19 protein-coding genes are annotated in these 17,157 nt (G+C 57.3%); 11 read left to right on the top strand and 8 right to left on the bottom strand.

Going from position 1 to position 17,157, the window contains the following annotated elements; all coding sequences use genetic code 11:
• Nucleotides 1–235 precede the first annotated feature (235 nt).
• The 3 genes from QEN43_RS06430 to QEN43_RS06420 form a co-directional block, all read right to left on the bottom strand.
• Complete coding sequence (locus tag QEN43_RS06430) at nt 236–1,255, bottom strand: NAD(P)/FAD-dependent oxidoreductase (protein ID WP_026610798.1); 1,020 nt, start codon at nt 1,253–1,255, stop codon at nt 236–238.
• Between the two features lie 171 nt (nt 1,256–1,426).
• The gene (locus tag QEN43_RS06425; RefSeq protein WP_026610799.1) at nt 1,427–2,140 is read right to left on the bottom strand and encodes a DUF2459 domain-containing protein; all 714 of its coding nucleotides are present in this window, start codon (nt 2,138–2,140) and stop codon (nt 1,427–1,429) included.
• Nucleotides 2,141–2,199: 59 nt separating this feature from the next.
• Nucleotides 2,200–3,216, bottom strand: a complete 1,017-nt coding sequence (locus QEN43_RS06420; protein ID WP_026610800.1) for a tryptophan--tRNA ligase — start codon at nt 3,214–3,216, stop codon at nt 2,200–2,202.
• 181 nt (nt 3,217–3,397) lie between these two features.
• Here QEN43_RS06420 and QEN43_RS06415 point away from each other — a divergent pair, with 181 nt between their 5' ends.
• Genes QEN43_RS06415 through QEN43_RS06405 form a run of 3 tightly spaced genes read left to right on the top strand, consistent with a single transcriptional unit; the run spans nt 3,398 to nt 4,610 of the window.
• Nucleotides 3,398–3,697: a PilZ domain-containing protein gene (locus QEN43_RS06415; protein ID WP_026610801.1), complete on the top strand. Its 300-nt coding sequence runs from the start codon at nt 3,398–3,400 to the stop codon at nt 3,695–3,697.
• 39 nt (nt 3,698–3,736) lie between these two features.
• Nucleotides 3,737–4,141, top strand: a complete 405-nt coding sequence (locus QEN43_RS06410) for a 6-carboxytetrahydropterin synthase (RefSeq protein WP_026610802.1) — start codon at nt 3,737–3,739, stop codon at nt 4,139–4,141.
• A gap of 19 nt (nt 4,142–4,160) precedes the next feature.
• Nucleotides 4,161–4,610 (top strand): DUF1249 domain-containing protein, encoded by a 450-nt coding sequence (locus QEN43_RS06405; RefSeq protein ID WP_317963851.1) that lies wholly within the window; start codon nt 4,161–4,163, stop codon nt 4,608–4,610.
• Between the two features lie 121 nt (nt 4,611–4,731).
• Here the strand turns inward: QEN43_RS06405 and QEN43_RS06400 are convergent, their stop codons facing one another.
• Nucleotides 4,732–5,697 (bottom strand): IS481 family transposase, encoded by a 966-nt coding sequence (locus QEN43_RS06400; protein WP_317963850.1) that lies wholly within the window; start codon nt 5,695–5,697, stop codon nt 4,732–4,734.
• Nucleotides 5,698–5,984: 287 nt separating this feature from the next.
• Between QEN43_RS06400 and QEN43_RS21710 the strand changes: the two genes are divergently transcribed.
• Together QEN43_RS21710 and QEN43_RS21705 are read left to right on the top strand one after the other, a co-directional pair.
• Nucleotides 5,985–6,146, top strand: coding sequence for a chemotaxis protein CheB (locus tag QEN43_RS21710; RefSeq protein WP_084162134.1), 162 nt, complete (start codon nt 5,985–5,987; stop codon nt 6,144–6,146).
• 182 nt (nt 6,147–6,328) lie between these two features.
• Nucleotides 6,329–6,613 (top strand): chemotaxis protein CheB, encoded by a 285-nt coding sequence (locus QEN43_RS21705; RefSeq protein WP_084162136.1) that lies wholly within the window; start codon nt 6,329–6,331, stop codon nt 6,611–6,613.
• A 72-nt stretch (nt 6,614–6,685) separates the two neighbouring features.
• On the opposite strand, the gene QEN43_RS06395 is transcribed toward QEN43_RS21705, so the two are convergent.
• Together QEN43_RS06395 and QEN43_RS06390 are read right to left on the bottom strand one after the other, a co-directional pair.
• The gene (locus QEN43_RS06395; protein WP_026610804.1) at nt 6,686–8,431 is read right to left on the bottom strand and encodes an alpha/beta fold hydrolase; all 1,746 of its coding nucleotides are present in this window, start codon (nt 8,429–8,431) and stop codon (nt 6,686–6,688) included.
• A gap of 18 nt (nt 8,432–8,449) precedes the next feature.
• Nucleotides 8,450–10,213, bottom strand: a complete 1,764-nt coding sequence (locus QEN43_RS06390) for a GMC oxidoreductase (protein ID WP_026610805.1) — start codon at nt 10,211–10,213, stop codon at nt 8,450–8,452.
• Nucleotides 10,214–10,560: 347 nt separating this feature from the next.
• Here QEN43_RS06390 and QEN43_RS06385 point away from each other — a divergent pair, with 347 nt between their 5' ends.
• On the top strand, nt 10,561–11,763 hold the full coding sequence (locus QEN43_RS06385; protein ID WP_051331794.1) for a thioredoxin domain-containing protein: 1,203 nt from the start codon (nt 10,561–10,563) through the stop codon (nt 11,761–11,763).
• Between the two features lie 74 nt (nt 11,764–11,837).
• Here QEN43_RS06385 and QEN43_RS06380 read toward each other — a convergent pair whose 3' ends face one another.
• Nucleotides 11,838–12,803 (bottom strand): IS481 family transposase, encoded by a 966-nt coding sequence (locus tag QEN43_RS06380; RefSeq protein WP_026610027.1) that lies wholly within the window; start codon nt 12,801–12,803, stop codon nt 11,838–11,840.
• Nucleotides 12,804–12,949: 146 nt separating this feature from the next.
• Between QEN43_RS06380 and QEN43_RS06375 the strand changes: the two genes are divergently transcribed.
• The 5 genes from QEN43_RS06375 to QEN43_RS06355 all read left to right on the top strand — a co-directional run bounded on the left by QEN43_RS06375 (nt 12,950) and on the right by QEN43_RS06355 (nt 15,038).
• On the top strand, nt 12,950–13,150 hold the full coding sequence (locus QEN43_RS06375; RefSeq protein WP_317963849.1) for a YkvA family protein: 201 nt from the start codon (nt 12,950–12,952) through the stop codon (nt 13,148–13,150).
• Complete coding sequence (locus QEN43_RS06370) at nt 13,143–14,045, top strand: ZIP family metal transporter (protein WP_317963848.1); 903 nt, start codon at nt 13,143–13,145, stop codon at nt 14,043–14,045. The genes QEN43_RS06375 and QEN43_RS06370 overlap by 8 nt, the downstream gene beginning before the upstream one ends.
• 17 nt (nt 14,046–14,062) lie before the next feature.
• Nucleotides 14,063–14,242 (top strand): hypothetical protein, encoded by a 180-nt coding sequence (locus QEN43_RS06365; RefSeq protein ID WP_026610809.1) that lies wholly within the window; start codon nt 14,063–14,065, stop codon nt 14,240–14,242.
• A gap of 160 nt (nt 14,243–14,402) precedes the next feature.
• Entirely contained in the window at nt 14,403–14,750 is a 348-nt protein-coding gene (locus QEN43_RS06360) for a hypothetical protein (RefSeq protein WP_026610810.1), read from the top strand.
• Between the two features lie 42 nt (nt 14,751–14,792).
• A complete protein-coding gene (locus QEN43_RS06355; RefSeq protein ID WP_026610811.1) occupies nt 14,793–15,038 on the top strand; it encodes a hypothetical protein in 246 nt (81 codons plus the stop codon).
• Between the two features lie 581 nt (nt 15,039–15,619).
• Here QEN43_RS06355 and QEN43_RS06350 read toward each other — a convergent pair.
• Nucleotides 15,620–17,089, bottom strand: coding sequence for a L,D-transpeptidase family protein (locus tag QEN43_RS06350; RefSeq protein WP_317963847.1), 1,470 nt, complete (start codon nt 17,087–17,089; stop codon nt 15,620–15,622).
• Nucleotides 17,090–17,157 lie beyond the last annotated feature (68 nt).

Here is a 17,157-nt window from a genome sequence, read left to right as displayed (position 1 = left end):
GCCGTCGCTTTGGTCATTCTTCGGCTTCGCGAGAGCGGTGTTGCATTCAGCGGGACCCATACCTCGTTTGTGGCGTAAGGCTCGGGCAGAAATAAAACCGGGCTCGCTCTTCATCAGCAAGACGGTAGAAGGGTCGGGCGCCGAACACGATAGCACCTTAATCTTGCCGAACAGTCACGCCACGACCCCGCCGGTTTGGGGGAGGTAACGAACTCTTCCCCAAAACCCCGTCACGTCAAAAAATGTAAGGGTGTGCCGCGTTGAAGCCGTGTACCTTGGCGCGCGGCTTGAAGTCGGGTGGCTGCCAAGGCTCCGTGGTTTGCCCAGCGAGAAAGCGGGCGAGCCATAAGGCCTGGTGCCTGATCGGCATGATATAGGCATACAGCCGTCCATCCGCGCATTCGGCGGCGTCACCGATGGCATGGATGTCAGGATCGTCGGTACGCAGGAACTCGTCGACCTTTATACCTCGGTTGACAGCGAGTCCCATGCTTCGCGCCAGCTCGGTTCTAGGCTTGAAGCCGCAGGCGACGATGAGGCCATGGAAACCAGGCACGACCTCGTCCTGCAATTTCACCGCGTAAAGATCGTCGATCTTTTCGAAGCCTTGGACAACGGCATTCAAGCGAACCTCTATGCCATGATTTTGCAACACTGTCAGCAGCGTGGCCGAATCCTCCTCGACCAGTTGGCGCTCCATGAGCCTCGGCAAGGCATGAAACAACACGACGCGATCGCCGACCTTGGCTAAATCGGAGGCGACCTCGCAACCGATCAACCCACCGCCGACTACGGCCCATACCGGCGTCGCCGAAGTCTCGATGATTTTCTTGCGGTGGCGCCGGAGTTGGAGCAGGTCATCGAAGCTGTTGACAACGAAGAACAAATCGCGGCTCGCCTGAAACGGGGGCGGAATCAGCGCGTCAGAGCCGGGCGCGAGCACAAGCTTGTCGTAATTCAGGGTGAATTCGCCCGAACTGTTCCGGCAGACAACGGTTTTGTCGTCGCGTTTGAGTGTCAATACGCTGGTTTCACGATAGACCGCAATGCCGGCATCCTGAAGAGCATCGAAGGGCTTCAGAATGATCTTGGTCTCGATGTCGTCCCGCGAAAAACCATGGGACAGCATCGGCCGCGAATAATAGCCGTGGCCCTCCTGAGTTACAACTGATATACGGGCTTCCGGCGCCAGTTTGCGGAATTCCTCGGCAAAAGTGATGCCGGCGACGCCTGAACCGATAACGACGACGTGCATGGGATCTCCTCGTGATTGATCGGACATGGCTGAAATGGCGAAGTGGGTCTTAGTCAAATCGCTTTCTATGAGGCAGTACTTTGTAGGGCCGGTTAGGCTGCGAGGCTAATCCACCGGACGGCTAATATTCACTCGAATGCCGAATGGAATTAAGCGATTCTTTGCCGGCGTTCAATGATCTTCCGCCTCCGGCCGGACGATCTTGCCGAACTCTAGCGCCTGGGACAAGAGGCCCCTCGATGAAACCGCGAAAAACGGCACAACAGGCAACCCTGCATCGCGCAGAATGCGCGCCACCCAGACATTGCAGGTATTGAACATGTGGAACTTGCCCTCGGCCGGGTAAAAGCGGCTGTCCGGATACAACCCCGGCGCGATCGCTTGAACTCTGTCGGTATTCGTGCGGCTGTAGGTATTGTGAATCGATACGATGACTTGCCTGAGTTGGCGCTCAGACAATTGGATTTCAACGATGTCCGCGGCGGAAAAATAAGCGGTCGGATGGACGGGCACGCCCACCACGTGCAAAACGCTGCGGGTCGGGACCAGGAGGGCCTTGATCCCATACCAGAGATTAAATCCGGCGGATTGGTAGAAATCATGGTCCCCCCAGCCAACTTCGAGATATTCCGCCTTCGGAAAATCCTGGGCCTCCGGCCATAGTCCTGGCGGGATATCGGCCCGCTTGACGGCCAGCCCGGTGTGCCAACCCAGATCGACCAAATAAATCGTGCGGTCGGGATAGGTGAAAGGCAGCGCCTGATGTACCTGATTTGTCGCACAACCGGCGAACAGTATCAGCGCTGCCAACAGCCACCACAGTGTCGCTGGCGGAGTGGCCGTTTTGCGATGCTTTTTCCGGCTTTGCCCGGAATTGTCCAACATGCCGCTATCTGCGGCGCGGCTCGGGATTGCTGTGCTCGCAGTCGAACCGCGCGCGGAAATCAAAGACTGAGGCTCCGAATGCCGACGCTGTGGCGCACTTTCCGTATCATCGGCGCACTATAGCTCCTGGCCTTGCGAGCACCTTCCTGCAAGGTTTCTTCGATTTTGTCGGGTGCCTGTAGCAATGCTTCATAGCGTTCCCTTGCAGCCTTCAGGTGATCATTCAGATATTCGAACAGGATGTTTTTCATTTCACCCCAGGCGATGCCTTCTGCGTAACGGCGGCGTATCGCTGCTGTCTCCTCTTTTGTCGCGAAAGCTCTGTAAATGCCGAATAGCGTGCAGGTGTCGGGATCCTTAGGCTCACCCGGCAGCAGCGAGTTGGTCTTAATCTTCATGATGAGCTTGCGGAGCTGATTTTCCGGGGCGAACAGCGGGATCGTATTGTCGTAGCTCTTGCTCATCTTTCGCCCGTCCAGCCCGCACAGCACAGCCGTTTCCTCGCTGACCACCGCCTCCGGGAGCACGAAATGCTCGCCGTAAATGTGGTTGAACCGTCCGGCGATGTCTCGCGCCATCTCGATGTGCTGAATCTGATCCTTGCCCACCGGAACTTTATTGGCATTGAAGGCCAGGATATCCGCCGCCATCAGGATCGGATAATTGAACAGCCCCATCGTAACGCCCTTGTCGGGGTCGGTTTCGCCGCTCTCTTCGTTGGCTTGAACGGCAGCCTTGTAGGCATGGGCGCGATTCATCAATCCCTTTGCCGTGACGCAACTCAGTATCCAGGCGAGTTCCGTGATTTCCGGTACGTCCGACTGGCGGTAGAACACGGCGTTTTCCGTATCCAATCCCAGAGCCAACCAGGTGGCGGCGATTTCTAGCGTCGACTGGCGAACGCGTTCCGGCTCCTGGCATTTGATCAGGGCATGGTAGTCCGCGAGAAAATAGAACGGCAGAACGTTATGATCGCGGCTGGCTGCAATGGCAGGGCGTATAGCACCGACGTAATTTCCGAGATGGGGGGTGCCAGTCGTAGTGATCCCGGTCAGGACGATCGATTTCTTACTCATAGTTCAGGCGTCAGATGGCTGCGTTCCAATTGTCTAGCATTCGAGTTGTGTCAATTCAGGCGCGGCACTATGGCATAAATGTGCGTGGTTGCCAAACCGGAAAACTGTGCGAACGATTGCGATGACGATCTATCGGTTAGAATACCTGGATATGTAACGAGCGACGAGGAGGCGGACAGCAATGCTGAAGTATGACGAAAAACGGGATTTCATCCGCATGCGAGCAGATTGCAAAATGACTTTCCGGCTCGCCGACACTGATATTGTATATGAGGGAACCTGCGTGAATATCAGCGGTTCGGGCATTTTGTTCGAAGCCGATGTCCCGCTAGAGGTCGGCAAGGCTGTAGAGGTCCACATCAGTCCGCGGAACAAGATCACACCGCCGTTGACCGCTTATATCGAAACGCTGCGGTGCACGACGGACGAAACAAACCGCTACCGTATCGCCGGTGCCATCAAAGGCATTAAGAGCGAGTGAACGCATTCCTCGATTTCCTCCTCATCCTCGTTGCTTTCCATGTTTACGATTACCAAAGAAGTGTATTTTTGCTACGGACACCGTCTAATGAAACATCAGGGCAAGTGCCGCCATCTTCATGGACATAGTGTCAAAGCAGCGATTACCGTTATGGCCGAGACTTTAAACGAGCAGGGTATGGTCTGCGATTTCGCGGAAATCGAAGCTGCCGCGTCCGAATACATCGACGAGCAGCTCGATCACAACCTGCTTCTACACAAAGACGACCCGCTTTTGCCGGCACTCGCGTCAGCCGGAGAGCGGTTCCTGGCCCTCGATGAACATCCGACGGCCGAATATCTGGCCAAGCTGATATTCGGACATATTGCGGGCCGGGGCTACAAGGTCAAAAGCGTGACTTTATGGGAGACTTCCAACGCCTGTGCGACTTACAGTGAATTTTGAGAGATTGTTTTTACCGGAAATGCGTATTTTTCAACCTGCAGAAAAATCTTTCTGGCTACAAAAAGTCTGTGAGTGGAACTACGAGAAACTGGCGAGCCTGATTCCCGATTTGGCCGGCGTTGACGAGACCGCTGTCGCCCAAGTAAACGGCAAGCCGTCCTTGCACCTGAGATTGCTCGAAAGGTCGCCTTATACCCTGGTGTTGGAGCTTACTCACGATTTCGTTCGGGGGGGCGAACCAGCCGTGAAAATCCGCGTCTGCCTAGACGCGAAGACCGCCGAAGCGCTCAGTGACCATTGGCGACCGTACGTTCTGGATGCCGTCAGAGACCGGTACAGTGCCAAAAGCGTGCTGGATTACAAATGGTCGCTCAATTATTTCCTTACGCGCTGGCTGGACCACTGCCTGCAAAACGACTATCGATTTGGAACCGCTCGCTATTCGCGGGAAGAATACGCTACGCTTTAATTCCATTCGGCATTCGACCGGACGTTCGGTAGGACGGGTTAGCCCTTCGACGATGCTCAGGACAGGCTTATCGAGCGCTCTCCAGAGCCGTCGAAGCGCATGAACGGATTCCGCCTAGAGCTTACTTGTCAAGTCCCGCAAGATCGTAAACCTTCTTTCGAAAAAGATGAGGATGGGACAGTTGCCAGTTTTTGAGAGCCTGGATCGGGGTGAGATGGCCTAAGGCCTTTTGGGGAATGTGATGATTGTACAGCTCGACATAGCGGTGCAGGGTGGTGTCCAGATCGGCGGTTGAATCGAAGTGATGGGTTTGCAACACCTCCTCGATGCGGCCATTGAAGCGTTCCACCAGGCCATTCGTTTGGGGCCGGCCCGGCGGAATCAGGCGATGTTCGATGCCTTGTTCAGTACAGAGGCGGTCAAACTCATGCGTCCCCGAGGACTGCCGAGTTCGGGTCAGGAAACGGTCGGTAAACTCCGAGCCGTTGTCGGTCAGGCATTTCTGGATGCGGAAAGGCGCGGCCTGAATCACCGCTTTGAGGAAGTCCTTTGCGCTTAAGGCGGTGCGGTTGGGCTTGAGGGCGACATAGACCCAGCGGGTGGCGCGGTCGATGGCGACGAACAGGTATCGGCGGGGTTCGCCGTCGATGGCGGGCAAGTACTTAACATCCAGGTGAAGGAAGCCGGGCTCATAGGCCTTGAAGGGTTTGACCTTCGCCTTCTCTGTAGGCGGAAGCAGGGTCTTGAGGGACGCCACCCCGTGGCGGCGCAGGCAGCGGTCTAGCCCGGAACGGGACACGGCGGGATTGAGAAATTCCCGGGTCACGGCCAGGAGATCATCCAAGGGGAGGAGCAGAGCTTGGCGGAGGTAGACCACGATGGCTTCCTGGGCGGGCGTGAGCGTGGTTCTGAGGGTGTGGGGCCGGTGTGAGGCATCTTCGACCGAGGAGCGGTGTTTCCACTTGCGGACGGTCGTTCGGCTAATGCCATGCTTTTGGGCCAAGGCGCGCTCGCTCAACGTGGACGCTTGAATGGCCTGCCGAACGGCCGGGGTGGTACGGGCGTTCTTATGAAGACGAATCTGCATGGAGAGGAACCTCACTTGGACGAACCGAATATCTCCTGGAGAAGGCTCCGGGCTTCGAACAGAGCATAACTCCTTCTCGGTAAATAATCACACGAGACGCGACACTTACTCGAGAAAATGAATGCCTGATTAAAAGCGATCCGGAATAAGGCTTTTCTCCCGCCCTCACATTGGAAGGGCAATGTGAGGCATTTGTATCGGCCATCCGAGCGTGGTTTTAATTTCCCCCTTTTAACCATTCGGCGTCTTTCGGGTCCAAATAATTATTTGGAACGAAAACCCGAACGATGCCTACCCGCGATATGATCGTTATCGGCGCCTCGGCGGGATGCGTGGAAGCGTTGAAAAGGCTGGTCGGCGATTGGCATGCCGAACTCGAGGCAACGTTCCTCGTGGTCCTTCATGTCCCAAGTCATAACACGAACTTTTTGCCACAAATTCTCCGTTGAAACGAACCACTGCCGGCCACCCACCCGGATGACGGCAAGAAGATTCCGAGGGGATACACCTACATCGCCCGCCTAACCGGCATTTGATGCTCAGAGACGGGAAAACTCATCTTTCGAGCGGACCCAAGGAGAACCGCTTTCGTCCTGCGATCGATCCGCTTTTCCGCTCGGCGCCTTAATTTATCAGGCGTGCTCGGGACCGCCGTTTCGGACTAAAATCCATCAAGCAGGCCGGCGGAATAGCGATAGTCCAGGACCCACAAGAAGCCGTTTTCCCTGAGATGCCGATGAACGCCATCCAATGCGTCGCGGTGTACTACCCGGGAGTTGGGGACAGAAGGGTGCTTTGCCCGATAGATGGCCCAACAATACTAATGGACGGTCCTATGGACCTTGCTACTTTTTTCTTGTTTTCTTGCGCTTATCACCGTGATAGCCGCCTAACCCTTCCGGAAAAAAGTTCATAGCCTGCTCTGGCCTTTTAGCGGCGAGTAGGGTTAGGCCGCTGGTCGGGGCAATCCCTTGCCGAGTTTGCCGAATTAATTCCTCTGGCTTTCGAGGAATTGCAGGAGCCGCGGGAAGATATCGACGTGGACGTTTTTCCCCATGAACACGTCCTGATGGCCGTATCCGGGAAACACGTGCAGCTGGTGCCGCCCCGGCACGATTTTTTCCAGCCTTTGATGGCAGACGATGTTAGAGTCGGTGAACACGCGATTTTGTTGCCCGGTGATGAACAATACCGGTGTTTCGATCTCGGCCGCATACTGGAAATAGTCGTTCGGCAGAGACTTGTACTTGGGATTTTCGGGTTCGAATTTCACCGCCGTATTGTTGGCCCGAACCATCTTGCGCACGTGTCTGTAGTAATGCACGCTGACACCGCCATACAGATCTCCGCCGCGCTTATGGGTGACATCGAGCAGGTTGTCGTGGCTGTATAACGCCGGGAAGCCCGTACCCCACATGAAGCTCAGCATATGGCATTCCGGTGAATCGCACTCGCGGTGGAAGGACGAAATTAGCCAGCCGAGAAGTTTTCCCAGTGACCAACCCGGCTCGCGCCGCCAGTAAGGATTGATGTATTCGACGCTGAGTACGTAGTCGCAAAGGAAGGGGCCGATAGCCAGCTTGACTTTCGACCAATTCGGTACTCTGGGGGTCAGGGAAACGCTGTTGGCGATGACGCTGCGTATGCCTGACACGGCTTTGCCGAAAAGGCTCATCATGAACGACACCGAGCCTAGGCAATGGCAGATCACATGGATGCGCTTGCCCTCGCCGACCGCGCGGCGCACCGTCGCAATGGCGGCGGGATGATCGAAAAGGGCAATATCGTCCATGTTGTAGCGGTTCCGGTGCAGGTTGTAGGAATAGCGGTTGCTCATGCGGAAGTCCAAGGTCCAGACGTCCGTGAAACCGTGGTCCAGGAGGTACTGCACCAGGTTGTAGTGTTCCGGCATGATGAACATGTCGCTGGACGTGGTCAGACCATGAATGATGACGACCACGTCATCGCAGGGTGCGCGCAGGAACCGCAGCAGGCTCAATCCTAGGCGGTCACCGGTGGTAAAGGGATGGGTGGTGATTTCGGCGTCGTGTACGCCTTCTGTGGTATAAAGTGGGATTTCACGCTCGAACTCACCAATTTTCGGCATCAGCGACGGCGCATAGGTTTCCCACAGCGCGCCGAAAAAGAATTTGCCGAAGCGTTCCATGGCGCCCATTCGCTGTGCGAAGCTTGGCGCGTCGGCACGCAGGGTGGTTAACTGGTGCATGAAATCCGGAAGCTCGATACGCAGGATGCCGGTCGCGTATAAGTCGGCGTTGGCTTCCTGGTCCGCCTCGATATGACCTCGATAGAGGTTGGTGAATAAAGTCGTGGTGTCCTTCCAGACATCCGGGCCGGTATTGTCCTGGATACTCTTGAATCCGCTCAGGGTGAGTGGCTGGCCCTCCGCGTCTTCGAAAAACAGGCGGTAGCGCATCTCCTTCCGATTCAGGTCGCCAGTCTGGACGAAAAGATTGAAAGTCCCCTTCAGGACCGGGCGCCTTCCTCCGACCAGAGTGCTCTGGACGTAACCAATGGCCTGGGCCCGATGTTCCGGCGAGGTGAGAAAATTATCCAGGTCCTCGGTTTTGATGGTCAGGTGGAACATGAATCGGCTGCCGTCCGATTCGCCTCTTTGATAGCCGTCTTCGAACGAGGTCTCGCCAGCGGCGAGATAGCCCTTCATTTCTTCGGTGAATTGAAAACCGATCGCATTTTGGGGATTGGTACTCATAGCGGACTCCTCGCTGGTTTAGGGTATGGTCTGGCTGAGATCGTCGGTAGGAAGCTCGGGGTTGTCGGTAATCCCCTGGGCTATCCACTCCGAGACGGCGGAGATGGTTGCGACCGGATTGGCGCCGACGGCACTCGGTAAGACCGAGCCGTCCGCGATATACAGGCCCTGATAGCCGAACACTTGGCCACGGGTCCGTTCGTCCGCGCTGACGACGCCCTCTTCGGGACTGTCCGCGAGGATACAGCCGCCCAAGGGATGAACGGTGATATTGTTGCGTAGCGGCCAATTCCAGGTTGGTAGCGGGATGAACAGCCAGGAGCGGACAAAGTTCTTGAATTTTTCCCCGCAGTTCAGGATGGCGTGATAGAGAGGCATGCTGGTTTCCTGCGGCCAATCGAGATCCAGGCTTCCGTCCTTGAGGGTCAGTACGCCGTCGCCTTTGTCCAGTCCCATGCAGAGCAGCACGCTGCTGCGATTCGACACGTCGCCCCTGAGCAGTTGATAGAACACTTCGCCCACGGACCCGCTCCATTTGCCGCTGAACAGATTTCGCAAAAGGTAATTCCACACGGTTTTGAGAACCCGCCAAGCCTTTTTCAGCATCCCGAGCGGATTCAAGCTCGGCTGCAAGCCTTCCACAAACCAGGCGACGAAGGCCGGATAGCTGGCGTCTTCCAGGATGAACGCGCGGTCCGGATCGTGCTGCTGGAACAGATTGAAGTCGGTGTACTGGGTAATCACCGGCCCGTAATTGGGGTCGGCGGGTTTTTTTCCTTCCACTACGAAGGACAGGAAGTCGCCGTTGCCGGAAAACCGATGTCCGAGACGCTGGCTGAGACGCGGCAAGGTGCCGTAGACGTCGCGGCAGCGCAGCAGCAGCTCGTTCGTGCCCAGGGTGCCGGCGGACACCACCACGCGGCGGGTGTCGACATGGGCGGGTCCGTTGTCGAGATGGCGGTAGTACACGCGATAGCCGTGGATCCCATCGGCGCTAGTGTCTTCCTCGCCATGTTCGTTCAAGGGAACGATTTTCTCCGCCAGGCAATCGGTTTGAATCTGGGCATTGTGTACGTGCTCGGCGACATAGAGATAATTGAGGTCGAGCGTGTTCTTTGAGTGTGTGTTGCAGCCTACATCACACTCCCCGCAATAGACGCAGGAGGTTTGGACGGCGCCGTAACGATTCCTTTCTTGGATGCCGATTGGGGTTGGCTTGGCGAAGTCGTTGCCGAAAAACACGCAGATATCCGCCAGCTTGGATTCCCGCTGCTGACTCTCGGCGAAATCCCGGAACAGCTCGGTTCTGATAATGCGGCGGCGGGGATCATCGTTCCAGGCCGGAATAGGGCGCGCGCCGAGCACGGATCTGGCAACCTGATAATAAGGTTGGAGAACGGTTTTATTGAGACCTTTGGGCCAGCCGCGCTCGAAAACCTGCTCGGGCGGCTCCAGGAAAACGTTGGCGTAGATCAGGGAGCCTCCGCCCAGCCCGGCACAGACCACGGCGTCCATGCGGGTGTAGTTGCGGACATCAAACATACCGCGCAGAGTGCGTTTGCGGATGTGCTTTGGGCGATTAGCCTTTTCGTCCGGCAGGTTCCAGAAATTGGCCGCCATTTGATGGGGCGAGCGGGGAAACGATCCCATTGGATAGCGCTTGCCGCGTTCAAGGAGCAGCACTCGGTCTTTCCACTTTTGTGCGAGTCGACAGCAAGCGATGGCACCGCCGAAGCCGCTGCCGATGACGACTGCTTCAAGTAATGGATTTTGCGAACTCACATTCCCCTCCGTTCTTCTTATTCTTAAACCAGAGTCCCGGCAGCCGGATCAGAATCATGCCTGGATCGGTCTCGGCACGCAAGATTTCAAGCGAAACGCTGCCGGGCCCAAAGCGCGTGGACCCCTAGATTTGAATTCTTCAGCCTCAGGGTTGGCCGGCGCCCGGCGTTTTCATTATCCCTCGGGTCATCTGCTGCCTTCGAAGGTCCGAGTCGTTTGCCGCCGCCAGCGGATTCAATAATAGTTCACCGAATGACTCGTTCGTTGGGAACAGTTCACTGAAATACCTGTTCGTTGGGGACCCGTTACAGGAGATGGATTCAGCGATGCGATGCTGCAAAAAACCAATGTATCCGTTTTTTCTTATCCTTTCATGGCTGGTCAGCGTCGTTTCGTTTGCCAATGCCGCGGGCTCGGACGAGCGGGTGGCGCACGTCTATTTCTTTTGGAAGGACGGCTGTCCACACTGCGAGCGCGAGAAGGACTTCCTCACGCGATGGCAAAGGGAGGAAACGAGAGTGCGCGTCCGCTATCTCGAAATCAGCCGCGAGATCGACAATTACGAGGTCTTTGCCGCATTGGTCAGGCAGTTTGGCATCGAGCGACCGGGTGTACCTTTGACTGTGGTGGGCGAGACCTTCTTCGACGGCTACAACGATGACTCTACAACCGGAGCGGTGATCAAATCCGCCGCAACGGCCTGCTTGGAGGTTTTTTGCAGGGATCTCGTGTGGCCTTTGTTGACGGGGCAGGCGAGCCCCCCGGCCGAGGACTCGGCCAAGCCGGTCGCAAATTTGCCGGACATCCTGGAACTGCCGATATTCGGCGAAGTGAGCATAGCGAAGGTGTCTCTGCCGTTGCTGACCATCATGCTCGCGGCGGTGGATGGCTTCAATCCGTGCGCGATGTGGACTTTGCTGTTTCTGATCGGTCTGTTGGTAGGATTGCGTAATCGGTTTCGGATGTGGGTGCTCGGCAGCGCGTTCATCGTCGCTTCGGCGGCCGTTTACTACCTGTTCATGGCGGCCTGGCTGAATCTGCTGCTGTTTTTCGGCATGCTGCTCTGGATTCGCATCCTGGTCGGGATGCTGGCCGTGGGGGGCGGTACCTATTATCTTCGCGAATATTTCGTGAATCCCGAGGCGATCTGCAAGGTGACCGCGCCGGAATCCCGGAAGCGGGTGTTCGACCGGCTACGGCTCCTCGCCAGCGAGCGGCGCTTTTTGCTCGCGCTGGCGGGCATTATCCTGCTGGCCGTTGCGGTGAACCTGGTGGAACTGATCTGTTCCGCGGGAATACCGGCCGTCTACACTCAGGTGCTTACGCTGAGCAGCCTGCCGACATGGCAATACCATGCTTATCTCGGCCTATACATCCTGGTATTTATGCTGGACGACCTCTTTGTGTTTTTTGTCGCCATGCAGACCTTGCGGGTGACCGGACTGACCGGGAAATACGTTCGGCACGCTCATGCGATCGGTGGCCTTGTGCTGATCGTCATCGGGTTGCTGTTGCTGTTCAAGCCCGAATGGCTCGTTTTCTCGGTATAGGCCGTTGGACAGAACGGAGGATTACCGGCGTCTGAGAAAAGGTGCTATTCAAGCGGAACTCGGAAAAATGGGCGTTAAGTGTCAAGTCCCGCAAGATCGTAAACCTTCTTTCGAAAAAGATGAGGATGGGACAGTTGCCAGTTTTTGAGAGCCTGGATCGGGGTGAGATGGCGTAAGGCCTTTTGGGGAATGTGATGATTGTACAGCTCGACATAGCGGTGCAGGGTGGTGTCCAGATCGGCGGTTGAATCGAAGTGATGGGTTTGCAACACCTCCTCGATGCGGCCATTGAAGCGTTCCACCAGGCCATTCGTTTGGGGCCGGCCCGGCGGAATCAGGCGATGTTCGATGCCTTGTTCAGTACAGAGGCGGTCAAACTCATGCGTCCCCGAGGGCTGCCGAGTTCGGGTCAGGAAACGGTCGGTAAACTCCGAGCCGTTGTCGGTCAGGCATTTCTGGATGCGGAAAGGCGCGGCCTGAATCACCGCTTTGAGGAAGTCCTTTGCGCTTAAGGCGGAGCGGTTGGGCTTGAGGGCGACATAGACCCAGCGGGTGGCGCGGTCGATGGCGACGAACAGGTATCGGCGGGGTTCGCCGTCGATGGCGGGCAAGTACTTAACATCCAGGTGAAGGAAGCCGGGCTCATAGGCCTTGAAGGGTTTGACCTTCGCCTTCTCTGTAGGCGGAAGCAGGGTCTTGAGGGACGCCACCCCGTGGCGGCGCAGGCAGCGGTCTAGCCCGGAACGGGACACGGCGGGATTGAGAAATTCCCGGGTCACGGCCAGGAGATCATCCAAGGGGAGGAGCAGAGCTTGGCGGAGGTAGACCACGATGGCTTCCTGGGCGGGCGTGAGCGTGGTTCTGAGGGTGTGGGGCCGGTGTGAGGCATCTTCGACCGAGGAGCGGTGTTTCCACTTGCGGACGGTCGTTCGGCTAATGCCATGCTTTTGGGCCAAGGCGCGCTCGCTCAACGTGGACGCTTGAATGGCCTGCCGAACGGCCGGGGTGGTACGGGCGTTCTTATGAAGACGAATCTGCACGGAGAGAAACCTCACTTGGACGAACCGAATATCTCCTGGAGAAGGCTCCGGGCTTCGAACAGAGCATAACTCCTTCTCGGTAAATAATCACACGAGACGCGACATCGGGAACGTACCGCGACATTGCGCCCTGGGCGCTCGCGGCCGTGGCCTTCGGCCTGTTGTACTTGGTCAACCCGGTCGAGTTGATTCCGGACGTGATCCCTATGATCGGCTACCTGGACGACATTGCAGTCATGGCTGTGGTCCTGAAGCTCGTGAAGGCGGAACTCGAAAAGTACGCTGCCTGGCGGAAAGCGCGCGACGAGTATCAGGAAGCGCTCGAGAAATTGTTCGGCGATGACTGAGCTGACGGCCTATCCGGGGTTTTCGGTCGTCGGTGCGGATTTATCCCCCCTCACCGGCTATCTCGACGCCGGCATTTCGTCCGGCGCTCGCTGGTTTGCTGAGCGGACGTATATCCTTCAAGCCCTCCTCGCCTCGCTGTTCACCTGGGGAGTAACCGCACTGGGCGCCTCGCTGGTGTTTTTCGTGAAGCGGATGAATCAAAAACTGCTCGATGCCATGCTGGGATTCGCGGCGGGCGTGATGCTGGCTGCCAGTTACTGGTCCCTGCTCGCGCCGGCCGTCGAATTGTCGGATGGCTATGGCCGCTTTGCCTGGTTCCCTGCTGCGGCCGGCTTTGGACTTGGTGCTTTCACGCTGACGCTGTCCGACAAGATTCTGCCCCATTTTCAACTCGGCGCGGAGGTGCGGGCGGAGCAAGGCGTAGTTACAACCTGGCGCCGAACGCTGCTGCTCGTGCTGGCCATCACCTTACATAACATTCCCGAGGGATTGGCGATCGGAGTCGCGTTCGGTGCCTTGGCGGCCGGTTTGGAGAGCGGCAGCCTCGGTGGAGCGGTCGCCTTGGCGATCGGCATCGGTCTTCAGAATTTTCCGGAAGGCGTCGCCGTGGCCATGCCGTTGCGCCGGGTAGGGTGGTCACGGCTGCGCAGTTTCTGGTACGGGCAACTTTCGGCCGTGGTCGAACCGATCGCGGCTGTGACCGGTGCCGCAGCCGTGACCCAATGGCTGCCTCTCATGCCGTATGCGCTTGCCTTCGCCGCCGGTGCCATGATCTACGTGGTGATCGAAGCGATCATCCCGGAGTCGAGGGAACGCGGCAACACCGACCTCGCTACGCTGGGTGCCATCCTGGGCTTCATCGTCATGATGATTCTGGACGTGGCGTTAGGCTGAACGGAATTGAGGCCTCCATGATTCTCAATCGGAGTAAGAGCTATTTGCTGGTGGGAATAGCGGCAGCCTTATTATTCGTCATATCGCCGGGCGCGTGGCCCCGTGGATATGCCGGTAAGCGCATTTTCCCGACCACCCTCGCGATCGAAGATCCCTTCGTCATGGACGAGTTCTCGGTGCTGACGAGCTATATCTAAGGAGTCCGCGAGTGAAGAACTTCCGGCAACCCTGGCGACGGCCATATCTGCGGAATATACGGCGCGCATCGCCCCGCGGCTGGGCATTCTCCTTGGGGGAGAATGGCGGCATTTAGAGCGCAATGGAAAGGATACCTTAGACGGCTTCGGTAATCTGGAGGTGGGTGCGAAATACCAGTTCTTTACCAGTACAAAGCACGAAGCAATCGCATCGGTCGGTCTTTCGGCCGACGTGGGCGGAACGGGTGACCGGCACGTCGGAGCGACGACCTTCTCGACGCTCACCCCCATGCTGTTTTTCGGTAAGGGCATGGGTGACCTGCCGGAATCGGCCAAATATCTCCGTCCGCTGGCCATGACAGGCGTTTTTGGCGCGGCCTTTCCAATCGATGCCCGGACCTCTGTTCTACGTCCACGGAAAACCGGTGTGATCGAGAGGGAATCCGTGCGCAATCCGACGATGTTGCACTGGGGCATTGCGCTTCAGTACAGCCTCCCGTATTTATAGTCTTTCGTACGGGATATCGGGTTCGAAGCGCCATTCGATCCGATGACACCTTTGGTTGAGCTGGCGATGGAAACCTGCCTCGACGCCGGTTGCCAAGGACGAACTACCGGCACCGTCAATCCCGGCTTAGTATGGTTCGGTCGATATATTCAGCTCGGAATCGAGGCGCGGATTCCGATCAACGACCGTAGCGGGCGAAACGTCGGCGTTTCGGCCCTCTTCCATGTGTTCGCGGACGATGTGCTGGACGAGTTGTTTGCAAGGCCACGCCATCACGGCATCGAGTGAGACCGGAATCGCCGCCGTCCCGGATTTCCACTGCGCTGCAGTAAGGCTACTTCGGCTTGATCGATCCTGGAACTACTCCGGGACTGTTTATCCTAAGAACCGCAGTTGAATTTCTGATTCGATTGCGTCGCCATTTTTTGCAAAACCTTTTGGGACTTCCGAGTCACCAAAAGGAGCAAAAAATTGGCGACGAGTGATTGCCTTCGGCGCCCCGGCCGTCCCCGCTCGTCTGGTCCGGACCCAACGAGGGGTCCGGACACCGCTCGCAGATGACTCGACGCCCGGTCGCGATGCCTTGTGTAAGACCTACGACCGCCGCTATCGCGTCGACCTTCGGTCTCACACCCGGCGCTCGGGCTTCCGGGGGCTACTCGACTCGCTCGCTCACTCGCTCCATGTCTCGCAGCGAATGACGGCAATTCCCCAGCTGCCGCCCCATTCCCTCGCCCAATCTCTCTGACAGAGGGCGAGGGGAGGGGCTAGACTCCTTCCTTCCTCTGGGTGAAGGGCTGGGGCTGAGGGTCTGGCACTTCTTGGTTGTAATCGACTGCCGGATTTAGGTTTATTTTTTGAGGAAATTCCTAAGGGTTTGCGGCGGATTTTGGCGGATGACTTTGCTGCCTGATTGCTTCGGGCGGCAAAATGCGACCCTCTAGTTCGAGATCGGCCTTGAGACGCCTTACGGCGGCTTTGGCAGCCTTGGCGTCGGCGAAAGGTCCCGCGATCACTTGATAGCGTTCGCCCTTCTGCACGGTTCGTGCCGGTATTGGAGGTCCCTGATGATTAAGCATGGCGGCGAGGCGCAAGGCGGTCGTTTCGCTGGCCGTCTCAGTGGCGAACACGTACCAGCTGCCGGCCCCTTTCGGTGCCGGTTCGGGTTGTCCGAACCACTTTGCGGGGCGCACGATAGGCTGCGCTGTCGCAATCACAACATCGACAGGAGATGTTCCAGCACTAATCGGCAGTGGAATGCCCCGGCTTTCTTTGAGAATGCGTTCGATCTTATCCCAATCCAACGGCTGACTCTGATCCTGTTCCCACTTTTTCAGGTCGGCACGAAGGGTTTTCGTGAGCGATTTTTCGTTTAATTCCTCGGGGACACGGTAGGCCTGCAGGTAGACGACTCCGCCTCGTTGGCCAATCAGATAAGGCTGATTGACGATATAGACCGGCTCGTTCAACGGAATCTGCGGGTACAGTTTACTGACGTCCTCAGGATATAGGCGGATACAGCCATTGCTGGCTCGAAGGCCGACGCTGTAGGGCTTGTTCGTGCCGTGAACGAGATACATCTGCCGGCTCAGGTACAAAGCATACTTGCCCAAAGGATTGTCGGGTCCCGGCGGTACTGCGGCAGGCAGGGGATCCCCCCGCCGGAGGTGCTCGTTTCGGATATTTTTCGTCGGATACCAAGTCGGGTTCCTGGCCTTTCGCACGATCCGCATCGCCCCGGTGGGAGTCGCTCGTCCTTCCCGCCCGATGCCTATGGGGTAGGTGACAACCTCGGTGCCGTTTCCTTTGGCCGGAAAGTAAAACAGCCGCATGGCAGCAAGATTGATGACCAGTCCCCGCCGCGGAGCCCGCGGTAGTACGAACTGTGCCGGGATTAACGCCCTGCTGTTTGAGTCCGGGAGCCATGGATCGAGTTCGGGGTTTGCCGCGGCAATCTCGTCGTAGCCTAATCCGAAGTGCCGTGCGATATCGGGGAGCACGTCGCCCCGTTGAAGTTCGATCACCCCGAGTGATCCGAGTACCCCTTCGTCTTTGGCGATCCGGAATCGGTGCGTCTCCAGAGACGCGATCGGCGGGCTCGCAACAGGCGCTGATTCTTTTTCGGGTTCTACTAACGGTTCTTCGATCGGAGGCGGTAACCAACCCCAGTCGCTCTGTCGATGAGCTAATATCTCTGGCATCGGACGATAGGCGCATGCCGATAATCCGCAGCAGAAGCCGAGGATGAGTATCAGTTGCCGCTTGCGGCGCCGTGGCTGATACAAGGTCCAGGACTGCAAAACCGCCACGAAGGTATACCAGTGTGCTCCCTGTCTCATGCTGGGGTCAGACTGAAGGAGTCGGACGAGTGGCCATGAGTGGAGCAGGCATGCGGGTCGACTTTTGT

Source organism: Methylocaldum szegediense, assembly GCF_949769195.1.
In the GTDB taxonomy this organism is placed as follows: Bacteria; Pseudomonadota; Gammaproteobacteria; order Methylococcales; family Methylococcaceae; genus Methylocaldum; species Methylocaldum szegediense.
The sequence above is the reverse complement of the archived record's forward strand: the minus strand, read 5'-3'. Positions and strand labels throughout refer to the sequence as shown.

What these genes read in the sequence shown, in the direction of transcription:
- QEN43_RS06405 (WP_317963851.1), top strand. Translation starts at nt 4,161, where the DNA reads ATGCGTATTTTTCAACCTGCAGAAAAATCTTTCTGGCTACAAAAAGTC.
- QEN43_RS06385 (WP_051331794.1), top strand. Translation starts at nt 10,561, where the DNA reads ATGTATCCGTTTTTTCTTATCCTTTCATGGCTGGTCAGCGTCGTTTCG.
- QEN43_RS06420 (WP_026610800.1), bottom strand. Translation starts at nt 3,216, where the DNA reads ATGAGTAAGAAATCGATCGTCCTGACCGGGATCACTACGACTGGCACC.
- QEN43_RS06400 (WP_317963850.1), bottom strand. Translation starts at nt 5,697, where the DNA reads ATGCAGATTCGTCTTCATAAGAACGCCCGTACCACCCCGGCCGTTCGG.
- QEN43_RS06410 (WP_026610802.1), top strand. Translation starts at nt 3,737, where the DNA reads ATGTTTACGATTACCAAAGAAGTGTATTTTTGCTACGGACACCGTCTA.
- QEN43_RS06395 (WP_026610804.1), bottom strand. Translation starts at nt 8,431, where the DNA reads ATGAGTACCAATCCCCAAAATGCGATCGGTTTTCAATTCACCGAAGAA.
- QEN43_RS06425 (WP_026610799.1), bottom strand. Translation starts at nt 2,140, where the DNA reads ATGTTGGACAATTCCGGGCAAAGCCGGAAAAAGCATCGCAAAACGGCC.
- QEN43_RS21710 (WP_084162134.1), top strand. Translation starts at nt 5,985, where the DNA reads ATGCCTACCCGCGATATGATCGTTATCGGCGCCTCGGCGGGATGCGTG.
- QEN43_RS06370 (WP_317963848.1), top strand. Translation starts at nt 13,143, where the DNA reads ATGACTGAGCTGACGGCCTATCCGGGGTTTTCGGTCGTCGGTGCGGAT.
- QEN43_RS06355 (WP_026610811.1), top strand. Translation starts at nt 14,793, where the DNA reads ATGACACCTTTGGTTGAGCTGGCGATGGAAACCTGCCTCGACGCCGGT.
- QEN43_RS06415 (WP_026610801.1), top strand. Translation starts at nt 3,398, where the DNA reads ATGCTGAAGTATGACGAAAAACGGGATTTCATCCGCATGCGAGCAGAT.
- QEN43_RS06430 (WP_026610798.1), bottom strand. Translation starts at nt 1,255, where the DNA reads ATGCACGTCGTCGTTATCGGTTCAGGCGTCGCCGGCATCACTTTTGCC.
- QEN43_RS06365 (WP_026610809.1), top strand. Translation starts at nt 14,063, where the DNA reads ATGATTCTCAATCGGAGTAAGAGCTATTTGCTGGTGGGAATAGCGGCA.
- QEN43_RS06350 (WP_317963847.1), bottom strand. Translation starts at nt 17,089, where the DNA reads ATGAGACAGGGAGCACACTGGTATACCTTCGTGGCGGTTTTGCAGTCC.